This window comes from Photorhabdus machadonis (assembly GCF_052657765.1).
This window is the reverse complement of the sequence record NZ_CP199761.1, coordinates 4,414,597-4,435,454: the sequence shown is the minus strand read 5'-3', so window position 1 is coordinate 4,435,454 and position 20,858 is coordinate 4,414,597. Positions and strand designations below refer to the sequence as shown.

Here is a 20,858-nt window from a genome sequence, read left to right as displayed (position 1 = left end):
ACAGGAGACACTGATGAAGCATTTAATTTATCGTGCTTTCTGGACGATTTGCCTGGTCTTGATCAACGTGATGCCGGGGCAAGCGGCAGATAATATGTGGTTTCATGGCACATTGCTTGAACCACCTCCTTGCGTCATTAATGACGGCAATATGATTGATGTTTATTTCGGCCATAACGTTGGAATACATAAAGTGGATGGGGTGAATTATACCCAGCGGGTGAATTATCAATTGGTGTGTGCGCCTAATGTTTCAGGCTGGAGTTTAGGATTGACGGTGATTGGTCCACAGACTTCATTTGATGCTGCTGCTTTGAAAACGAATATCACCAATTTGGGTATTCGTCTGACTTTGGATGGTAAAGTATTCACCCTTAACAAGCGTATTCCTGTGACATCACAGAAACTGCCGGTGATACAGGCTGTGCCGGTGAAAAAACCGGGAAGTACGTTACCGGAAGGGGCATTTGAAGTGACAGCGACATTATTGGCGGAATACCAGTGAAAGGAAAACCAATGAACTATTTCAAGTTATTCGTGTTGCGCGTTGGTTTTATGATTGTTGCTACTGCGGTTTATTGCAATCAGGTGGTACAGGCTGCGGATAATATGCGTTTTTACGGCGCATTGGTTGAAGAGCCCTGCACAATTAAACCGGGTGATGAAGATATCCGGCTCGATTTAGGCTCGATTACGGAAAAATATTTGTATCTGCATGGCCGGACCAATAGTGAGCCTTTTCAGCTCAGGTTGGCTGGCTGTGATATGAGTGTGGGAAAATCTATTAAACTGACATTCAATGGGGTAGAAAACACACAATTACCGGGTTTATTAGCATTAGGCGCGGGTAGTCAGGCTTCCGGGATTGCCATTGGTATCGAAACGACTGAAGGCAAACGGTTGCCGTTGAATAAAGACGGGGATGCCTATTCGCTAAAAGAGGGGGAAAACGTGATTATCCTGAAAGCGTATGTGCAGGCTGAACCAACGGCGCTGGGTAACCAGACGATTAAACGGGGCGTGTTTCATGCTATTGCGACATTTAATCTCAACTATGACTAATCGCACAGTTTTGGTTTTATTTTATTAGGTAAGTAAATGAAAAAATTATTCTCTGCTTGTCTGGTATTTTTATTGCTGTTCTCATCAGGTGCTGCGGCATCAATATTTTCATATATCACTAAATCTGAAGGTGTTCCCTCAAATGCTTATTATACTTTTGTGATTGAACGCTGGGATGAAGAGAACGATTTTACGCCAAATCCTTGTTATGGTTATTCTGCGTGTTGGGTGTCGGTTAACCATCGTCATAGTGTAGACGGTTATTCAGGGCAGCCATATAAACTATTCAATATCCGTGTAGAAAGATACAGGACGATGAAACAAGTTCAGGCTCAGATATTGAAACAAACAAGTTTTCCAATTACCGGAATTGCAAAACATTTTGGCCCGGCTATTCAATCTCACCAGGAATGTGTGGGGTTGTTTTATGAAACCGATCGAAATGGTTTTAGAGGAAGACTATTGCCGGGATCTTTATGTGGTGTTGCACCCCCTCCGATCGGTTTTTGTCAAGTAAGTGAAGGTTCAGTTGAACTTAATTACGGCAACATTGACGAAGAGAAATTGGAAGGCGCAACCAGAGCCGAGAATATTAATGTGACTTGTAATAGAGATATAGAGATTATTGTGACAGCGACCGGTCCTGACAGGGGATTCGTACCGTTGAGAAGTGATGGTAGTTTGAAAGCCCAGTTATTATTAAATAATAGAAAAGGCGAAGATGGTGTTTCTGTTTTTGTACCGGCTGGTGGAAGTGTACCGGTTACGGTGAAATCAGTTTTACAGAAAAATGGCAGAGTAGAGGCAGGGCCTTTTTCTGGATCAGGGGCAATAATTTTGGCAATGCCATAAAATAGGGTGTTTTTTTAAGCTAAAGGCTGGGATGAAAATGAAACAAGATCATCTATTAGTAGGGAAGCGTATTCAGAAAAGAAGGAAAGAATTAGGCATGACCGCAGTAAAATTGGCGGAACAAGTAGGTATCAGCCAACAACAACTTTCACGCTATGAAAGAGGGATAAACCGCATTAATCTGTCCCATCTGGTGCAGATCGCTTCGATATTGGATACACCGATAAACTGGTTTTTCCTTGATTGTTGTTATCCTGCAACTAATAACAGCGTCAGTAAATTAACGGACCAATATATTCCTATTGCGGAAGCGACATTGGGTAAATTTGGATGTTAACTGATTATGGTTTAAAGAGGGGGAAGGTATAAACTGGTTGATGTCTGAGTTTCGTGACCGACGGAACGGTCACTTTTATGGTTTCGTTGTCAGCAATATTGTTATAACAAATGAATAATTCATTCTTATTTATTTCATTTTTTTAGTAATCATTAATTATATAACTGAAAAATTCATTGGAAATTTAGGGTAATGAAAAAATGAAGTGTTTTCTCAATTTGATTTTTTAATTCATAGAAGCAATTATTTTTTTGTTGTTGGTTTTATTTTCTCGTCAATGAACAGTCTGATAATCTTTAGTATTACAATGATTATTATTTTCTGTTCTGGGTGTACGTCAACATCATCCGGGACACAGTAAAAAGATCCGTAACGGGGAACACATGCAGGAAGTTTATCTAAATTCGGAAAAAGAAGCGGCATAAACCTAATTTAACCTCAGCTTCGTTTAAAAATAGCGATATCACCATCCCGTAAATTCAAGCTCGGTTTTTTAGGTTGGAATGTATAAGCAATTAGGTCAGCGACGATTTCCAATAAAAAACCGAGCTGACTGCGGTGTCTTGAATGCGCTATTTGAGAAATATTTTTAAGCTGATCTATGACCGTTTCTATCAAAAATCGCCTTCTTAACATCAGCTTATCCCAGGGAGATAATTCTTTTGCCTTCATGTTATTACGGACATGAGTGATTAACGTTATTCCTTCTGAATATAAAATGTTTTAAAATCACGATCATGGCTCATGTGGAATAAAATGAGTATCGTCATGACTTCACTGAGAAAAAGGGAAGCTTCGCGGCGACGTTTGAGCAAACCATTTTCAATTAACTGTTGATGCCAGAGAGGAGTAAATTTTTGGCAAAAGTCATCGACGCAGCAGTAAAGTTCTTCTTCACTCAGAACCTTGATAATTGCGAGCAGCTACAATTATCAGATCATAAATGAAGCCTTTTTCTATCTAAAATAAACGGTTATTGCTTAAGGTCCTGTATATGACTTAAGAATAAATGATTAAAATGCAGTGTCATTGGATAAACGCAGTCTGGTACCAGACTGCGATCCATTCAATTCAATGAATATTTTTTTTAATTCAAGAAAATGCCAACAATGGTGAGATACACAATAGGAATCCGGTAAAGATAATCAGGATTAGCGATATTCCTTTATATTTATGCAACATTGGCACTTTGTAGACCAAATAAGCCGGGATTAGACAACCTACCATACCGAATATCGGGCTACAGATTGAAGTAAAACTCAGTACTGGTGCATTCAGGATAATCGCTCCCCAAGCTAGCAGAATAGCGAAAATCATGATGCCCTTTTGTACCCAGTTTTTATTGATTCTTTCTGCTGGCATGATACGCGCCAGAATATTCATGACTATGCCTTGGGTTGCTTCACGGAAGCCAAGATAAACGCCAAAGAAGGCGGTCATCACAGCAAAGATATTCAGCAAGACACTGATAACCGTTACCCAGCCACCGGGGAAGAATTTTGCAGCAATTGCCAGAGCAGAGATATTTTGTTCATAAGCTTGAACCGCTTCATCATGTCCCATTGCTAAGGTGAATGAAACTGCATAGAAGAAGACTGTACAGAACAGGACGCCAAAGGCGATATTCATTGCTCTTAATGCTTTATAGCGGGCGACTTCACGATTTTTCTCGTGATGGCGGTAAGAGATAACCATTGGGCTTAAGGTTTGAATAAACAGAATCGAAGTCAGGGTAAATGGCAGCGTAATGATCGCCTGTTTTATCAGCGTTCCTGCCGGCGGCAGCGCACCGATATGATATAAGTGCCACATGCCTATCATGGATAAGCCAAGTATCGCGACGACAAGCAGTTTGGACAGCACCATAAAGCTGGATAATTTGAACAGGAGTCGCTCACCACTGGATGAAAGCGCAACCAGAATACAAATCAGTACCAGTCCGTAGAGAGGATTGTCGGACAACAAACCGTCAGTAACACCGAAAGTTTGCAGATAGGAAGCGCTGTCATTGGTGATGGCTGTTGAGTAAACAAACATCCAAATTACCAGCATAACAAAATAGAGTGCACCCAGCAGAATACCCCAATTTTTACCGAGATATCCGCTGATAACGCTGGGATAATCTTTACATTTGGGGGATTCTGCCAGCGTGTTGATAAACAGACGTTGGAACAGGTACATCGCCGGATAACCAATCACCGATGACAGCAGGAAAACCCACAATCCCATCAAGCCAACCTGAACCGGTAGGAAGACAATACCGGCACCGATTGCCATGCCGATACTCATGATGACCCAGCCAACATCAAGATTGTTGAACTTGATCGCTTCCCGCCATTCACTTTCAGTCATGTTTGCCCGCTTTGCCGCAGGAGAATCTGCGACCATGATATGGTTGTTTTTTGCCGTTTCCATAATGGCTCTCGCTTATTATTTCCGTTAAAAATGTAAGTGTTATAGGGAAGAGATGCCGCATGATGCAACAACAACCCTATTTTTTGAGATTCGTATATATCAGTGCATTTCACTATGCAGATTGATTGTCAGTAAGAAGATAACGGGAGAACATTTTCACGTTACAGAATAATCGATCAGGTATAAGTGAAAAATAGAAATTACTTTTTAATGGCATAAATTGATAGATCATAGTGAAGTATTGTAATTAGCTGATTTTAATTTCTTTTCATTCTGTTATAAACAGAGAAAAGAAGAAAATTGAGTAAAAAAAACCATGCCGGAATATCTCTGTCAGTTATTCAAATGGCATGGTTCAGGAAAATTCAGCAGGAAAACGCGTTAAGAGTTTTTCTCTTCCTGCTGCTCTTTTTGACGGATTTCTCTATACCAGCGAGGATGATGTTTTTTCGCCCAGCCGCGGGTTACCCAGCCTTCCACCATCGATCGGATAGAGCCTTTCACCCAAAATGCGGCATAGGCATGTATCATAATCAGCAGGATCAGGCCAACTCCGGCCAGAGAGTGCACCAGAAGTGCAAGCCGGATCAGCGGGATTGAGAAGAAATCGGCAAAATAGGGACGCCAGATAATCACGCCACTGATAGCCAGTAAGATCAGGCAGCCACTGATAGACCAATAAATGCCTTTTTGACCCAAGTTATATTGGCCGATATCGCCAGCTTCCTCGTTTCTCAGGACTTTATGGATGTTTTTCAGCCAAACAATGTCTTCTTTGTCGATGAAGTTATGTTTGAAATATCTGAAAAACATAAAGATAAACAAGAAAAACATCATTGAGCCGATAAACGGGTGTAATATCCGCGCTAACTGAGGTGTGCCGAAAATATTCATCAACCAGTTAAAGGATGGGAAGAAGAACCCCAACCCACTGATAGCCGTAAACAGAAAACAGAGCACCACTGACCAGTGATTCACCCGCTCAATCGGTGAGTGGCGGAGGATCATATCCTTCTTTTTCATCACAACACCTCCCGATTAGCTGATTTTGCCGGTGCCTCATCATCCTGACGGGCATGTTCTTCGTCTGCTTCGCTGGTGCGGTTTGGACCCATGCCGACATAGTGGAAGAGGCTGGCGGCGAATGTCGCGGCAAAACCCACTGCTGCCAATGGTTTCCAGATACCTTTCCAGAAAGTTACGGTTGGGCTGATGGTCGGATTATCTGGCAAACCGTGATAAAGCTGCGGTTTATCCGCATGATGCAGGACGTACATAACATGCGTGCCACCAACACCTGCGGGATCGTACAACCCCGCGTTCTGATAACCACGGCCTTGCAGTTCAGTGACTCGTTCGGATGCCAGATTTTTCATATCTTCTTTGGTGCCGAAATGGATTGCTCCGGTCGGACAGGTTTTCACGCAGGCAGGTTCCTGGCCGACATCAACACGGTCAACACACAGGGTACATTTATATGCCCGGTTGTCTTCTTTGTTGATCCGAGGCACGTTGAACGGGCAACCCGCGATACAATAACCACAGCCGATACAGTGTTCTGATTGGAAGTCCACAATGCCGTTTGCATACTGGATAATCGCACCTTCTGACGGACATGCTTTCAGGCAGCCCGGATCAGCGCAGTGCATACAGCCATCTTTGCGGATAAGCCACTCCAGTTTGCCGTGTTCTTCCACTTCAGAGAACCGCATCACGGTCCATGATTTAGCGGTCAGATCAGTTGGATTATCATAAACACCGACGTTAAAACCCACTTCGTCACGGATATCGTTCCATTCTGAACAGGCTACCTGACAGGCTTTACAGCCAATACAGGTGGTGACATCGATCAATTTTGCCACGTGTTCCTGATGATCACGCACACGAGGTGCTGGGGTAAAGGAATGGGTGGCGGATTTACGAATAATGTCTTGAGATTGCATTGCCATAATTCGCTCCTGTTAGACTTTTTCCACATTCACCAGAAACGCTTTGTATTCTGGTGTATGCGCGTTGGCATCACCCACGGAAGGTGTGAGAGTGTTTGCCAGAAAACCTTTCCGGGTTGCTCCTGTGAAACCCCAATGGCAAGGAATACCAATAGTTTCAACTTGCTTGCCGTTAATGGTCAGTTGCTGAATTCGTTTGGTGACAACCGCTTTGGCTTTGATAAAACCGCGTTTGGAAGAAACTTTGACTTCATCTCCCTGAATAATGCCTTTTTCTGTTGCCAGTGTTTCACCGATTTCAATAAATTGTTCGGGCTGAATCACGGCATTAAGCTGCGCGTGTTTTGTCCAGTGACGGAACAGTTCGGTAATGGAATAAGTTGTTGCAACATAAGGGAATTCATTTGCTTCTCCCATAGAAGCAGCATCGGCATGAAAGATGCGGGCAACCGGGTTGGAGATCACATTTGGATGAAGTGGATTGGTGCCGATAGGTGATTCAATCGGTTCGTAATGTTCAGGGAATGGCCCGTCAGCCATTTTATCAATGGAAAACAGGCGGGCAACCCCTTCTGGCTGCATGATAAACGGCCCGACATGGGTTCCTGGCGCGGCATTGCTGTAATCAACAACATCAAAGCCACACCATTTGCTGCCATCCCATTTGATCAGCTCACGGTTCGGATCCCACGGCTTGCCCTGTGGATCAACCGATGCGCGATTGTAGAGCACCCGGCGGTTTTGTGGCCACGCCCACGCCCAGCCCGGAGTACAGCCCAAACCGGATGGATCCGAGTTATCACGACGAGCCATCTGGTTGCCTTGTTCAGTCCAGCAGCCAGTGTAGACCCAGCAGAAACTGGATGTGGAACCATCATCTTTCAGTTGGGAGAAACTGGAAAGTTGCTGACCTTTTTTCAGTATGATATTGCCGTTTTCGTCTTTAATATCCTCTAATGCTTTCCCGTTAGCTTCGCGGGCAATCTCTTCCGGTGTCGGATCTTCAGGATTTTGGTAATCCCATGACAGATTCATAATAGGATCGGCATAAGCGCCACCTTCTTCACGGTAGAGTTCACGCAGACGCATCAGCAGCTTGCCAAGAATTTTACCGTCGTGCAGGGCTTCTCCCGGTGGATGAGCCCCCGCCCAGTGCCATTGCAGCCAGCGACCTGAGTTGGCAATCGATCCATTTTCCTCGGCAAAACAGGAAGAGGGCAGGCGGAAAACTTCGGTTTGAATATCAGCCGGATTCACATCATTCATCTCACCGTGGTTCTGCCAGAAGTTGGATGATTCTGTGGCTAGCGGATCGATCACCACCAGATATTTTAGTTTAGCTAATGCTCTGCTTGATTTGTTTTTATCCGGGAATGCTGCCAGCGGATTAAAGCCCTGAACGATGTAGCCGTTCATTTTGCCTTGAGTCATTAATTCGGCCTGAGTCAGGATATCGTAGCTTTTATCCCATTTAGGCAGCCAGTCGTAACCCCAATCATTTTCTGCTGTGGCGTGTTCGCCCCAGAAACCTTTTAACAAGCTGATAAAGAAGTTTGGTGTGTTTTTCCAGTAATTAACCTGATTGGGCACCAGGGTTTTTGGTGTGGTTTGCGCCAGATAAGTGGTGAGATTTTCCTGTTTTTCACTTGGCAGAGGCAGATAACCGGGCAGGTTAAGCGACAATAAACCAAGGTCACTGTAGCCCTGAATATTGGAGTGACCGCGTAATGCGTTAACACCGCCGCCTGGCATTCCCACGTTACCTAACAGTAGCTGAACCATTGCGGCGGCACGAATAATCTGAGCACCGCCAGTGTGGTGAGTCCAGCCCAGTGCATAGAGAATAGTTGCAGTGCGGTTGGTTACTGAGGTGCTTGCCAGTTGAGAACAGATATAGAGGAAATCCTCTTTTGAAGTTCCACACAGATTAGAAACCTGTTCCGGGGTATAACGTTCAACGTGATTTTTCAGCAAATTCCATACACAGCGTGGATGGGATAAGGTGTCATCCCGTTTGGCATAACCCTGTTCATCGGTTTCGTAATGCCACGAAGATCTGTCATAACTTTTGGTAGCTTGATCAAAGCCGCTGAATAAACCGTCTGTAAACTGATAATCTTCACGAATAATCAAACCCGCATTGGTGTAAGCTTTAACATACTCAGACTGGATTTTGTTGTTGAGCATCAAATAGCGGATCACACCCAGTAAGAACGCAGTATCTGAGCCGGCACGGATCGGTGCGTAAAAATCAGCTACGGCAGCACTGCGATTGAAACGCGGATCAACCACAATTACTTGAGCATTGTTTTTGATTTTTGCTTCAATCACCCATTTAAAACCTACCGGATGCGCTTCAGCGGCGTTTCCACCCATGATCAAAACAACGTTAGCGTTTTTAATATCGACCCAGTTGTTGGTCATGGCTCCACGGCCAAATGTTGGCCCCAAGGCCGATACTGTCGGACCGTGGCAGAGGCGTGCCTGACAATCAATGGCGATCATGCCCATCGCGCGGGTGAATTTCTGATCGAGAATACCGGTTTCGTTACTGGCCGCAGAGGAGCAGAGCATACCCGTTGTCAGCCAGCGGTTGACGGTGACATTGTTTTCATTCTTCTCAACAAAGTTGGCATCACGATCATCCTTCATCAGACGGGCAATGCGTCCAATTGCTTGATCCCAACTGATACGTTGCCATTTATCAGAACCTGGAGCACGGTATTCGGGGTAATGAAGGCGGTTTTTACTGCGAATATAATCGAGCACTCCAGCCCCTTTTGGGCACAGAGAACCCCGGCTGACCGGATGATCCGGATCACCTTCGATGTGAAAAATGCTTTCTTTGGCGTTTTTAGCACCATCGCCCAAGCTGTACATCAGAATGCCACAGCCAACGGAACAATAAGTGCAGTTATTACGAATTTCACGTGAGCGCAGTAGTTTGTACTGACGAGTTTCAGCCAGCGCCACGGCTGGCGCAAATCCCAACGCGGCGACTGTTGTTCCCGCCATACCACCTGCGCAGATCTTGAAGAAAGCTCTTCTGCTGACCTGCATCGGTCTTCTCCTTATTTTTTGAATGACGACATTGCTTCACTTCTGATGCCATAACACCTTGACGAATAAGGCGAAATTGCTTTCATAGCCCGGCTCGGTTTTCATTCAAAACATTCCTGGGTATCGCGGAGAACCCACTGCATTGATGAGTTTAAACTACCTGAGGTTACCATTATCCATAATATCATAAAGCGTATTATGTTGCTAAATAGGGATAAAATGGCTGTAAGATGATAAATAATATTAATAGGGGTCTACTCACCTCAGACCCCTTTTCATTCTTGTTTTCGGTCTGTTTTTTACCTTTTAAATCAAATTCTTATATTGGTATAGGTGGTGCTTTTGACGGTAATATTCACAACTCTGAGAAACCGCATGAATTAAGCTTTTCTATGAGTGTCTTTTCTATTGAGAGAAGTAAGTACGGCTGTAGTACTAAGTCATTTGCTATTCTTGCTACTCCAACAGAATCATGGATATTACCAGCAAATGATGAAACTGGGTCAGTATATACCCAAGAAACTTCAAGATGCCGTTTTTAGCACCTGAAAATGGTCGTTAATTCTAGACATCAGCGAGTCCGCTATATCCGGTAGCGTTGTGGTGAAAAATTTGAAGACGTTGTCTCGAAATTCATGTTTATCAGCGAAATAACGGTTATTTCGAACCTGTTCATTCATGACCTTCCATAATCGCTCTATCGGGTTTAAATTTGGGCTGTATGGAGGAAGGTAATGTCACTCAATATTGCTAACATAAGCCCACTCCTTCACGAGATGAGCTTTGTTGTCACCCGCCCCATCCACAATAAGATGAATTTTTTGATGATAGTCAGGATAAGACTTCCTTATTTCATTGAAAAAACAGCAAATGTTGTCATCATTGAGGGTTTGATATTCCTGGAACACCGTACGACCAATGGCATTCAGGTTGAGCGCGCCCAATATATTCAGGCGAGTCCGGCTTCCTGTTGTTTTGACGGTTTTTTTCTCGCCTTTTCGCATCCAGCCATAACCGAGTTTGGTGCCTTGAGTCGGGTGAACCGCGTCAAGAAAAAGGATGGGTTCGTCTTTCGCTGTGATTTTAAGATTTTCATCATATTCAATAAATTGTCTCTGTTTTTCTGCCTCGAATTTATGAGGGACGCCACAAGGTTTTTTATAAGAAAAACCCTGACGGTGTAGCCATTTATTCATGCCGGGAATGCTAAAGGTAATCACTGATATGGCGGTCAACAGTGGTCTGATGGAGTCGCAATGCCTGGGCTATCATCACAGAACTCCCCCCTTCAGAAGCCAGAAGGATAGCTTTTATTCTGTCTCGTACCTGACCATCACGAGTGGTGTCGTGAAGACGTTCAAGTTTGATTTTTTGTTCTGATGTAATAAATATTTTCATAGCGAGAATAATGATCTCCATTTCGGATAAAATCAAGCATCTTCAATGATTACGGGTATATACCATTAAAAGTTAGCTATTAATGATTTCGTATTTTCATCTTATTATAGCACTTGAAACAACTCCCTATTATTACAGGAAAACATCTCTCCACTAAATTAACTTAAACTTTATTGTGATATTTTATTAAGAATGACATTAATTCATTCTTGTTGTTTTCAGAATAAACTTCCCCTGCCTTTATAATCCCCTTATTCTGTAAAGAAAGCCTATTTACGCTCTCATTATCACAGAAAACTTCAACTAAGTTGTCCATAGCCTGTTCCACCTCGGAGCTGTTTTTAGCGTACACCAAAACTTTGCTCTTGGAACAGGCTTCTCGTCAATTTCTTATCCAGAACTCGGGTTAGTTATTATTTTTTTAAAACTATTTTTAGAATGAAAATATATCCAAGAAACCTTCTGTAAAAGAAGGAATATTGTGACTGAACTCAATATATAGATAATGCTCATATACACATGGTTATATTTGTGTCATTTTGATATTGAATTTTTTTCACAATGGGGGTTGGAGGAACGTGAGTAATTTAAGGAAAAAACAATATTGCTAAATATGATGTGCCCCGAAAATACACTTTCAATTCAAGAGAAAGTCCAATTCGTACGGGATCGTCCATTTGAAACATTTGAGCCAATATATTTACCGCCTGTAATGCTTAAATCGGATTTTTCAGTGGTATCCAAGGTTTTGGAGTACGAGAAGACAATTCGTTGCTCTGAATTGCCTTTGAGCGATATAAATCAGGTTCCACTAGACGAGTACTGGATAGAAATTCTCCGTCTCTTCAAAATGAACATTTATTTCCGAAGCGGGGAGTGCGTGCCTGATATGCTGATTGAAAACGTCCATCCATTTCACAGATCTTTTTATTGAGCGGGCTGAAATAGGCGAATCTAGTCCTTTTTGGGTTATGACTACACATAAATGAATATGAGATGACAAATGAATACTGACTGGATGAATGAAGAGGTTTCAAACTTATTCGATCAATATGATGATTATTTGGAGGAGAGACTTGGGTACACGCCGTTGATTGAGAACCTTAAGGAGAGCTTGGGGCAAAACATATCAGTTCTTGATTACGGTTGTGGTGGTGGGAAAGTGTCACGTCGGCTAATTGCTGGGGGCATCAAGACGGTAACGGGAGTCGATATTTCACAAACCATGGTGGACAAAGCTTCCAGTAACATCAATCGTGGCAATAGTTCTTATCATCAAATCACAACGGATGTCCTTAACTTCAATGATAATACTTTCGACGCAGCTATATGCTGTTATGTGTTCGTTACTAACAGTGAAAAGTCTGATCTTTTGAAAATCGCTAAGGAAGTTCACAGGACATTAAAACCTGGTGGCATTTTTTACGTATTGGATACCAATCCGGATTCCGTTGGGATTAAGTTCAGCTCTTTTATGAGTGGTGATCTAAATAAAAAATACAGTGATGGAGAAACCAGGCCAGTGTATTTAGAGCTGCCAAATGGGTGTATTTTTAAGATTTTGGATACGCATTGGCATAAAGATACATATTACAAGACCTTGAATGAGGCCGGGTTCAAAACTATTGAGCTTTTTGAACACAGTGACGCTGATGCTTCAAAAGATACTGAAGGTCTACGATATTACCCACCTTTCGCAATGTTCAAAGCGACTAAATTCTAGATGCTCCATATCTGACTGATGGAATTCCTTGCGAGGTTAAAATAGATTCTCAATGGTTGATCACACGAACATAAAGATTGCATATAGAATTTAACAGCATATTCATCATGTGAATGTCAAAAATGGTTAGGAAGAGGATTTAGTTGAATTGTTAACTGAATAAAGCAAGCAAAGAAAGCTATTCAGGCCGTTTATGGCCTGAATATTGGAGGAACAGCTTAGAGCTTAATCAGTCGGTTGTTAAACTGCGGCGGCGACAGCTTCCAGCATAACCGGACGGAAATTACGCTTGAAGTAGATCAGGCCGTGGCCTTGTTCACTCAGGGTAATATGCTTGGTGTGAACCAGATACACATTATGAGAGCCGACTTCCTGAACCTGCTCAATTTCACCTTCAAGGCTAGCGAGGGTGCCGGTCAACACAGGTTGGCCCAGCGGACCTTTTTGCCAGATATTCCAGCGAAAACGTTCTTCCATACTGACTCCGGTCATACCCGCAAAGTGGCGTGCCATCAATTCTTGCTCATGGTTTAAGATGTTGACACACAGGCGGCCATTTTCCTGAAAAACCGCGTTCATAGCACTATTGCGGTTAAGACATACCATCAGAGTGGGTGGCGTATCGGTGATCGAGCATACTGCGGTGGCAGTAATACCACAGCATCCGGCAGGACCATCGGTGGTGACGATATTCACTGCTGCTGACAGGCTCGCCATCGCATCTCTGAAACGCAGGCGATGTTCATTTTCTACAGACATAATTGGCCTCCTGCTACCGATCATTTCAGCAGCGTATCTAACTGGTTAATATCGTTATTGTTGTATAAGTGTGGTCTGAGCCAGCCGTTCTGATCATAGTCAGAAAGACAGCGATCAACCATATCCATCATTTTCTTCATATTGCCGGAACCGTGGGCGTGGCGCAGACATTGCAGACGAATTTCATCCTGGCTGCCAGCGTAGTTGATTTCGTACAACTCATGACGACCACCAAATTCACTGCCAATGGCATCCCACATCAGTTTTAAAACCTTGATGCGTTCAACGTGATCTATACCGTTGGAACCACGAACATATCGTTCCAGGTATTTATTAATTTCTGGGTTATTCATATCACGGACACTGGATGGCAGATAAATCAGGCCACTGGTGACGTTTTTTTCAATAATATTTTTAATTTTCGTATAAGCGGTTGGAGCCATTACGCGATAAGTTTGTATTGCCTGAGTATCCGGCAGATAAGCACCGCCTTGCCATGGCTTGGCTTCTGCCCACATAGCATCACTCAGCGACCAGAACAGGTTACGCCAGGCAACCACTTCACCCAGATCAGCCTGAACTCCCCGGAATTCTATCACGCCGGTACATTCCAGGCTCTTTTGCAGCAGGGCGGTAATAAAATCCAGTTTCACCGCCAGACGCACACAAGCCTGTAACGGGAACAGGCTGGCAAAACCGCCCTTAACCGCCCAGTGACGTGCGCGGTCAAAATCACGGTAAATCAGCACATTTTCCCAAGGGATAAGGACCTTATCCATCACCAGAATCGCATCGTTTTCATCAAAACGGCTGGATAAAGGATAATCGAACGGGGAACCTGTCGCACCGGCTACCAGTTCATAAGATGCACGGGAAATCAGTTTTACCCCATCGGCATCCATTGGCGCGACAAACATCAGGGCGAAATCAGGGTTATCTCCCATAACTTGCGCGGAACCAAAACCGATAAAGTTATAGTGAGTCAGAGCCGAGTTGGTCGCAACCACTTTTGCGCCGCTGACGACAATACCGGCATCCGTCTCTTTTTCCAGTTGGATAAAAACATCACGGGTTTGATCTGCGGGTTTATGGCGATCGATGGGGGGGTTAACGATTGCATGGTTAAAATATACCCCCGTTTCCTGAATTTTTTTATACCAATGACGGGCGTTATCAGCGAATTGACCATAATATTCCGGGAATGCGCCTAACACACTGCCGAATGCCGCTTTATAGTCAGGTGAACGGCCCATCCAACCATAGGTCTGACGTGACCATTCAGCGATAGCGTCACGCTGTAGGCGCAGATCGTCAGCGCAAGTGGCAAAGCGGAAGAATTTGTGAGTATATCCGCCATTGCCGGTATCGGTATTCCAGCATAAAGCATCATGGGTTTCAGGCGCGTGCAGGGCATCGTACAATTGACCAACTGAGGCAGCAGAATTGCGGAACGCGGGATGGGTGGTGACATCTTTTACGCGCTCACCGTAAATATAAATTTCGCGGCCATCCTGAAGGCTTTTCAGGTACTCTTCACCGGTAAACGGGCGTTTTTTATCGGCGCGGAAATCTTCTGGTTTCATGTCTACCTCACAGTCTGAATAAAAAGCGCCGATCTTGATATAAAGATAATCAATATTGGCACGGAAATGTTAATTTAATGTTTATTTTGTGTTTCTTAATTGAAGCCTCAGAACGGCTTTTCTTGAATAGATTTTTGGAAGGTTCGCTGGTACTTTTCGTTGGGAAATGGCGATTTGTGACTAAAGTGTGATCCAGGCGATGTTTTTGTGGCTAAGGGGAATCTACTTATTATCGAGTTTGGTGACCGTTTAGACGGTCACCATTAGTGAGATGAGAATAATTGAACGGGATTATGTTCAGACTCAAAAGCTTTTATATTATTTAGTTACGTAGGTTGTTTCTATATTTAGCAATACTATTACGAACATCTTCACGATATTTTTTATATTCAGATTTATTTGAAATATAATCCATTTCGTATGGTGACAATCCTTCACTTTCTAAATGTCCTATTAATAACGGTGATGCTTTATTCTGTAATTCATCCCATTCTCCTCTGGCTTGATTTAAAAAACTACTCTCGTTATAACTCTCTGTTATTAATACAGGTTCTGGTGTGGTTTTAACTTTCACTCCATCAATCTTTTTCATAACCGTTGTCCGCGATTTTATTAACTTCCACGCATCATCAGGAGTATTTTTTTCTTTCAATCTCTTATATTCAGAATATTCAAGTTCTGTAGTTTTTTCAGCCTGATATTCAGCGATAATTTGTGATTTATCAACTTTTCCGTAAACAAGTCCCTCCTGAGATCCTTTAGCAAAGTTAATTGCTGGGTGTTTATTAGGATCAAGATTTATTTCGCTATGAGATGAAGTAGCTTGTTCCTGAAGCATTCTGATCTGATCACTTTTATTGGTTAGATCAAAAGATCGGTTATTTTTCTTTATTCGGAATTTAACAACTCTACCGCTACCACTTGAGGCTGCCCAGCTTGCTGCAACTTTCAAGGAACGGCTATAGGAGATCCAACGGGATTTGACCTTTGCACTTGTCCCTGTTCTAACATGAGCATAAGCAGAAATATTTAGATTTGCTCCTTCTGGAGGACGAAGGCCATGTATAGAGGGATGCTCATCAGATCTCAATGCACGATAACCAATGCTACTGTCTTCGCTTTCTGATTCCCCCTCTGAATCAGGATGACGGGCTCTCACTCGTGGAGGTGCCAAACCATCATTATCATATAAAGTAATTGGATTATTTCTCACCATCCGGTACAGATTCAGACCATCCACGGTTCCCGCCGGATCGGCGCTTAACCACCTGCCTACCCATGGCTGGTAATAGCGATAGCCGTAGTAGTAGAGTCCGGTTGCATCCCGCTCTTTGCCTGAGTAACGAAGGGTTTTATAGCTGGCTTCTGTTTGGTTTCTTGCCGCCCACAGCGCTGTACCGCCAAATGGATAATATTCTTCCTGACTAATAATTTGCCCTTCGCTATCGAGTTCAAGCTGGCTGGAACCAATCAAATTATCATAGCTGTAACGGAATTGATTATTACTGATACCGGCTGGTGGTGTAGTTTCCCAATGCAGCACCCGTACCTGTGCGTGACCGGCGGCACCTACGGTAATAACATGCAGATCTTCTGATGTAGTTGTGCCATTTTGCGTTGTACGCAGTTCTAATCCGGGAAGATAAGTCACTCGTTGTTGCTGTGTGCTGTTACCGGTCTGCTGTTCATTGACTTTTAACCGTCGCATGCCGTCGTTACCGTAGCGATACCATTCGCGATCACTGGCATTCTCACGGTTTACCGGCGTTACTTGTTGCAGCTCCCCCCGTGCATTCCAGACCAGATTTTGCCCCGGCAGCAATGTTTTTTGATGTCCGCCTGCATCGAACAATACATCTACCTGTGTTGGATCTTCGGTGAGTGAACTCAATACTGTCCGGTTACTGCGATTCGAGACTGTCATATCTGTGGTGTAGTTATTTTGGATAGCGGGTGAACTGTGCCGGATTTGAGCCAGATTGCCCCCACGGTCGTAATCATAAGTGCGGGTATAATTGGTATACGTGTTGTTATCAGTAGGAAGAGGGATCGGAGAAGGACGCTGGTTGCTTTGCTGGCCGATATTAGCCATCTCTCGTCCTGTTGCACTAATAAGTTGATACAGGGAATCGTAGGTATAGGTATTCTCCGGTACCACTTCCTGATTACGCCAGAAGCGTGTGGCTTCTGCATCATTACGAATATTGATGACATTGCCTACCGGATCATATTGATAGCGTAAATCCTGTAACACTTTGGTATCTGACGGGCGATGGGTTTTGATACCGATAAGCCTTTGGGTTTCAGGTTCATAGCGGTATTCAGTGATAATGCCGTTACCGTGTTCTTCGCGTAACTTTTGTCCTGCGGCGGAATAGGTCAAGGATTTAACAATTATTTGCTCGCTTTGGTTTTTCACCGTCAGCCAGCTACCTTTTAATTGCCCGGCGACATCATAGGCCAGACGTTGTCGGTTGCCTTTTGCATCGGTTTGAGTCAGTAAAGCGCCGGTAGCATCAAAAGTGCTCTGTGTTGTGTCAGTTTCGCTGTTTAATTTTGCCTGCCAGAGGGTTTCATCGTCTCCTGTCCAATTTGCCTCCAGCCCATCGGCCAGTAACTGACGGGACTGAGATAAAATGTTTCCGGTCAATGACAGGCTTTTCAGTTGATTCAGCCCGGCTGTGTCGTAGTGGCGTACACACTGACTGGCAAGGTTATGGCCTTTTTCTGCCTGCGTATTACCGGCCCAAATAAGGTGTTCAGTGATGCGGGGTGTTTCTTCTTCTGGAGCCTGTTCGCTTACAGACAACAGGCGGCCGGGCAGGGTGGTCGCTTCATATTGCCGAGTCTGGGTAACACCAGCTGCCGTTACAAGCAATATCTGACGACCTTCTATATCATTGAGGGTGACAGTACGCCCTGCATCGACACTCTCTGTTCGCAGGGCATTGCCGATCAAATCATATTGCCAGGTAAAATTAGGCTTTGCTGAATTGACATCATATAGACGTGGGTCAATGTTTTGGATCAAACGCCCACGACCATCATATTGATGGCGGTTAATACGGGTATCCGTATCACCTCCTGCAACGGTACGGTGAAAGCCGATGTCACGGATAGTCAGGCCACGGTTATCGTAGACGCTGACGGTGGGCGTGCGCTGATAAAGTGTTGGATCACTGTTTTTCATGACTTATCTCTTTGTTATATTTGATAATTCCTGTAATTGCAGCTTTATCTGCATTAAGCTGGATGCGCGTTTTGGCATATTATTTATCCAGATAGCGGTGATCAGCCTTAGTATTGATAGCGAGTCCAGCTAATTAATAATAGACCCCAGATATTAATTCGGGGGTAATTGAAAATAGGGATCGTCTTTTATTTTCTGGTTTCTTTCCTGCATGTTGCTCTATTTCCCTCCGGCCAGGTCAATAAAATTCCCGGTCACGTATGAAGCTTCATCCGACAACAGCCAGGCTATAGCTTGGGCGACTTCCTCCGGTTGTCCGCCACGTTTCATCGGGAGGGAATTTTTCACCCGTTCAACCCGGTTTGGCTCGCCGCCATCGGTATGCATATCGGTATAAATAAATCCGGGGCGAACGGCATTTACCCGAATTCCCTGATCTGCGACTTCCAGAGACAGACCGATTGTTAAAGTATCAATGGCGCCTTTCGATGCCGCGTAATCAATATATTCATGCGGTGATCCCAGCCGGGATGCTGCTGATGAAACATTGACGATTGATCCACCTTGACCACCATGCCGTAAAGACATTCTTTTAACGGCTTCCCGTGCACAGAGAAAACTGCCCACGACATTGGTGGCAAAAATATCATTTAAGCGATCAGCGGTTAATTGCTCAATAGACGCTTGTGGTTTAAGTATTCCGGCGTTATTGACCAAACCTGTTATGCATCCAAGTTCTGTATCGGTTCTCTGGAAAAGTTCGATAACTTGTTTTTCATCAGCGACATCGACCTGAATGGCGATAGCTTTACCGCCCATACGACGGATAATTTTAATGACTTCCAGAGCTTTATCTTGATTAGTATGGTAACCAATACCAATATGATGTCCTTTTTCTGCCAGATAAAAAGCCGTTGCACGACCAATGCCGCGTGATCCACCCGTAATTAATGTGATTTTTTGCATGGTTTTCTCATTTACTTTCTAGCGTGTATAATTTAGAAAATCTACGGTAACAGTTTTCCATATATTGGAATCAAAGGCATTATAATGTAATTATTATGTGAGTCTACCTAAGGTTTTTATTTTGTAAGTTCAGCTAATATATAGCGTATTATTACTGTTGAATAGCGCTTTTGAAGTGTAATATATAATTAAATTATTACTTTCAAAAGCGTTTTTTTATTAAAAATTTTACGAAAATAAGGTTGATTTATTTATCCTTTTCAAGGTGTTTATTTATATAACTTTGCATTATTTTTGATGACTGATTCAGATGTTCTAATATGGCGGAAATAGCTTCCCATAACTTTGGATCAGCTGCATCATAATGATGGTTGCTAAAACATCCTTTTATATTTTTAGCGTCACGGATAAGATGATTAATATTTCCTAATAATATTAGTGGTGCAATATTAAGATGATTTCCTTGCAACTCATTGAATGTTTTGTGAAATGATTCAAAATCATTATTATCAATAGCATTTTTCAGCTTATCTACGTACTGCAATTTTTCTCTCATGTCCATTATATTTAACCTCTTTGTTTACGGTTGTATTAAAGAAATTTTAATTACTCATCTTTTTTTCAGGATGTGCATTTAAAAAACTCTGGGTTCTTTGAGATATATGATTTGAAAATTCAAGTGCTGTGGCATTCCATAATTTAGGGCAGAAACTAGAACTATAATAGAGTACTTGAAAGTTTTTCTCTATATCTCCTGAATTCTGGATAAAAGACTCTATCTCCTTCATTAACTCTCTTTTCATCGTTTCACTTGCAGTATCAAGATAGTCATTTATGACGTTATCAAGTTCTGGACCAGATATTATATCGTAATCTTGATTGAAATAAGCGTACATTAAAATATCTAGAAATGGATACTGTTCGTTCATTAAATTAAACCTCTGTGTGTGCTAACTATATAAAAATACTATGGTTAGTTATCGTTATCTAAATTATTTTGTACTCTTTTTGATACATGATTTAGAAAGTCTAAAGCAGTAGTCTCCCATAAATCAGGGTTAAAATCATAACGATACAGTTCTCTGAATTCTTTTTCTAGATCTTTAGAATTATGGATAAAAGACTTGATCTCCTCTAATAATTCTCTTTTCATCCCTTTAGTTGTTGTTTCAAGATAGTCATTTATCGTATCGTCAATCTCTGGACCAGATATTATTTCGCAATCTTGATTAAAATAAGCACCTATTAAACGATTTAGTTCCATTTTTTCTCCATTGAATTCTAAATAATCCTGTACTCTTTCTGATACATGATTTAGAAAGTTTAAAGCAGTAATTTCCCATAAATCAGAATTAAAACTATGACGATGCAGTTCTTCGAATTCTCTTTCTACATCTTCGGAATTATGGATAAAGTAATCAATATCTTTTATTAATTCTTTCATAAGCATGGGAGGTTCGCTATTTATATACTCAGTTATTACCTCATCTATTGTTATTTCGCCAAATATATAACAATCTTGGTTAAAATAAGTGTCGATTAAACGATTGAGTTCCATTTTTAT

Annotated in this window: 16 protein-coding genes and 2 pseudogenes; 5 read left to right on the top strand and 13 right to left on the bottom strand. The window is 42.7% G+C overall.

Annotation, left to right across the window (positions count from 1 at the left end):
- Positions 1-13 precede the first annotated feature (13 nt).
- The 4 genes from ACUN2T_RS21425 to ACUN2T_RS21410 are packed head-to-tail and all read left to right on the top strand — an operon-like array spanning position 14 to position 2,251.
- Positions 14-505, top strand: coding sequence for a fimbrial protein (locus ACUN2T_RS21425; RefSeq protein WP_445494940.1), 492 nt, complete (start codon positions 14-16; stop codon positions 503-505).
- An 11-nt stretch (positions 506-516) separates the two neighbouring features.
- Positions 517-1,062, top strand: a complete 546-nt coding sequence (locus ACUN2T_RS21420; RefSeq protein WP_445494939.1) for a fimbrial protein — start codon at positions 517-519, stop codon at positions 1,060-1,062.
- Between the two features lie 36 nt (positions 1,063-1,098).
- Positions 1,099-1,914: an MrpH family fimbial adhesin gene (locus tag ACUN2T_RS21415; RefSeq protein ID WP_445494938.1), complete on the top strand. Its 816-nt coding sequence runs from the start codon at positions 1,099-1,101 to the stop codon at positions 1,912-1,914.
- Positions 1,915-1,945: 31 nt separating this feature from the next.
- Positions 1,946-2,251, top strand: coding sequence for a helix-turn-helix domain-containing protein (locus ACUN2T_RS21410; protein ID WP_445494937.1), 306 nt, complete (start codon positions 1,946-1,948; stop codon positions 2,249-2,251).
- A gap of 438 nt (positions 2,252-2,689) precedes the next feature.
- Here ACUN2T_RS21410 and ACUN2T_RS21405 read toward each other — a convergent pair.
- The 6 genes and pseudogenes from ACUN2T_RS21405 to ACUN2T_RS21380 all read right to left on the bottom strand — a co-directional run bounded on the left by ACUN2T_RS21405 (position 2,690) and on the right by ACUN2T_RS21380 (position 11,073).
- Positions 2,690-3,153 (bottom strand): annotated as a pseudogene (locus tag ACUN2T_RS21405) (transposase).
- Positions 3,154-3,343: 190 nt separating this feature from the next.
- Positions 3,344-4,666, bottom strand: a complete 1,323-nt coding sequence (locus tag ACUN2T_RS21400) for a hypothetical protein (protein ID WP_445494936.1) — start codon at positions 4,664-4,666, stop codon at positions 3,344-3,346.
- 381 nt (positions 4,667-5,047) lie between these two features.
- A complete protein-coding gene (gene fdoI, locus ACUN2T_RS21395; protein WP_445494935.1) occupies positions 5,048-5,689 on the bottom strand; it encodes a formate dehydrogenase cytochrome b556 subunit in 642 nt (213 codons plus the stop codon).
- On the bottom strand, positions 5,689-6,615 hold the full coding sequence (fdxH, locus tag ACUN2T_RS21390) for a formate dehydrogenase subunit beta (RefSeq protein ID WP_445494934.1): 927 nt from the start codon (positions 6,613-6,615) through the stop codon (positions 5,689-5,691). Before fdxH ends, fdoI begins: the two co-directional genes overlap by 1 nt.
- 12 nt (positions 6,616-6,627) lie before the next feature.
- The gene (gene fdnG / locus ACUN2T_RS21385; protein ID WP_445494932.1) at positions 6,628-9,675 is read right to left on the bottom strand and encodes a formate dehydrogenase-N subunit alpha; all 3,048 of its coding nucleotides are present in this window, start codon (positions 9,673-9,675) and stop codon (positions 6,628-6,630) included.
- Between the two features lie 524 nt (positions 9,676-10,199).
- Positions 10,200-11,073 (bottom strand): annotated as a pseudogene (locus tag ACUN2T_RS21380) (IS630 family transposase).
- A gap of 1,003 nt (positions 11,074-12,076) precedes the next feature.
- On the opposite strand from ACUN2T_RS21380, the gene ACUN2T_RS21375 reads away from it, so the two are divergent.
- The gene (locus ACUN2T_RS21375) at positions 12,077-12,796 is read left to right on the top strand and encodes a class I SAM-dependent methyltransferase (protein WP_445494931.1); all 720 of its coding nucleotides are present in this window, start codon (positions 12,077-12,079) and stop codon (positions 12,794-12,796) included.
- A 240-nt stretch (positions 12,797-13,036) separates the two neighbouring features.
- Here ACUN2T_RS21375 and hpaC read toward each other — a convergent pair whose 3' ends face one another.
- From hpaC to ACUN2T_RS21340, 7 genes are all read right to left on the bottom strand, one after another.
- On the bottom strand, positions 13,037-13,555 hold the full coding sequence (gene hpaC, locus ACUN2T_RS21370) for a 4-hydroxyphenylacetate 3-monooxygenase, reductase component (RefSeq protein ID WP_445494929.1): 519 nt from the start codon (positions 13,553-13,555) through the stop codon (positions 13,037-13,039).
- A 20-nt stretch (positions 13,556-13,575) separates the two neighbouring features.
- Positions 13,576-15,138: a 4-hydroxyphenylacetate 3-monooxygenase, oxygenase component gene (gene hpaB, locus ACUN2T_RS21365; protein WP_445494927.1), complete on the bottom strand. Its 1,563-nt coding sequence runs from the start codon at positions 15,136-15,138 to the stop codon at positions 13,576-13,578.
- Between the two features lie 322 nt (positions 15,139-15,460).
- Complete coding sequence (locus ACUN2T_RS21360; protein WP_445494925.1) at positions 15,461-18,328, bottom strand: RHS repeat protein; 2,868 nt, start codon at positions 18,326-18,328, stop codon at positions 15,461-15,463.
- Positions 18,329-18,547: 219 nt separating this feature from the next.
- The gene (locus tag ACUN2T_RS21355; protein ID WP_445494923.1) at positions 18,548-19,294 is read right to left on the bottom strand and encodes an SDR family oxidoreductase; all 747 of its coding nucleotides are present in this window, start codon (positions 19,292-19,294) and stop codon (positions 18,548-18,550) included.
- A 247-nt stretch (positions 19,295-19,541) separates the two neighbouring features.
- A complete protein-coding gene (locus ACUN2T_RS21350) occupies positions 19,542-19,856 on the bottom strand; it encodes a hypothetical protein (RefSeq protein ID WP_445494922.1) in 315 nt (104 codons plus the stop codon).
- Between the two features lie 40 nt (positions 19,857-19,896).
- The gene (locus ACUN2T_RS21345) at positions 19,897-20,223 is read right to left on the bottom strand and encodes a contact-dependent growth inhibition system immunity protein (protein ID WP_445494921.1); all 327 of its coding nucleotides are present in this window, start codon (positions 20,221-20,223) and stop codon (positions 19,897-19,899) included.
- Positions 20,224-20,267: 44 nt separating this feature from the next.
- The gene (locus ACUN2T_RS21340) at positions 20,268-20,852 is read right to left on the bottom strand and encodes a contact-dependent growth inhibition system immunity protein (protein ID WP_445494920.1); all 585 of its coding nucleotides are present in this window, start codon (positions 20,850-20,852) and stop codon (positions 20,268-20,270) included.
- Positions 20,853-20,858: the final 6 nt, after the last annotated feature.

Coding starts and splice junctions, on each gene's coding strand:
- ACUN2T_RS21360 (WP_445494925.1), bottom strand. CDS start 18,328: ATGAAAAACAGTGATCCAACACTTTATCAGCGCACGCCCACCGTCAGC.
- fdnG (WP_445494932.1), bottom strand. CDS start 9,675: ATGCAGGTCAGCAGAAGAGCTTTCTTCAAGATCTGCGCAGGTGGTATG.
- ACUN2T_RS21420 (WP_445494939.1), top strand. CDS start 517: ATGAACTATTTCAAGTTATTCGTGTTGCGCGTTGGTTTTATGATTGTT.
- ACUN2T_RS21350 (WP_445494922.1), bottom strand. CDS start 19,856: ATGGACATGAGAGAAAAATTGCAGTACGTAGATAAGCTGAAAAATGCT.
- ACUN2T_RS21340 (WP_445494920.1), bottom strand. CDS start 20,852: ATGGAACTCAATCGTTTAATCGACACTTATTTTAACCAAGATTGTTAT.
- ACUN2T_RS21425 (WP_445494940.1), top strand. CDS start 14: ATGAAGCATTTAATTTATCGTGCTTTCTGGACGATTTGCCTGGTCTTG.
- fdoI (WP_445494935.1), bottom strand. CDS start 5,689: ATGAAAAAGAAGGATATGATCCTCCGCCACTCACCGATTGAGCGGGTG.
- ACUN2T_RS21355 (WP_445494923.1), bottom strand. CDS start 19,294: ATGCAAAAAATCACATTAATTACGGGTGGATCACGCGGCATTGGTCGT.
- ACUN2T_RS21410 (WP_445494937.1), top strand. CDS start 1,946: ATGAAAATGAAACAAGATCATCTATTAGTAGGGAAGCGTATTCAGAAA.
- hpaC (WP_445494929.1), bottom strand. CDS start 13,555: ATGTCTGTAGAAAATGAACATCGCCTGCGTTTCAGAGATGCGATGGCG.
- fdxH (WP_445494934.1), bottom strand. CDS start 6,615: ATGGCAATGCAATCTCAAGACATTATTCGTAAATCCGCCACCCATTCC.
- hpaB (WP_445494927.1), bottom strand. CDS start 15,138: ATGAAACCAGAAGATTTCCGCGCCGATAAAAAACGCCCGTTTACCGGT.
- ACUN2T_RS21345 (WP_445494921.1), bottom strand. CDS start 20,223: ATGAACGAACAGTATCCATTTCTAGATATTTTAATGTACGCTTATTTC.
- ACUN2T_RS21415 (WP_445494938.1), top strand. CDS start 1,099: ATGAAAAAATTATTCTCTGCTTGTCTGGTATTTTTATTGCTGTTCTCA.
- ACUN2T_RS21400 (WP_445494936.1), bottom strand. CDS start 4,666: ATGGAAACGGCAAAAAACAACCATATCATGGTCGCAGATTCTCCTGCG.
- ACUN2T_RS21375 (WP_445494931.1), top strand. CDS start 12,077: ATGAATACTGACTGGATGAATGAAGAGGTTTCAAACTTATTCGATCAA.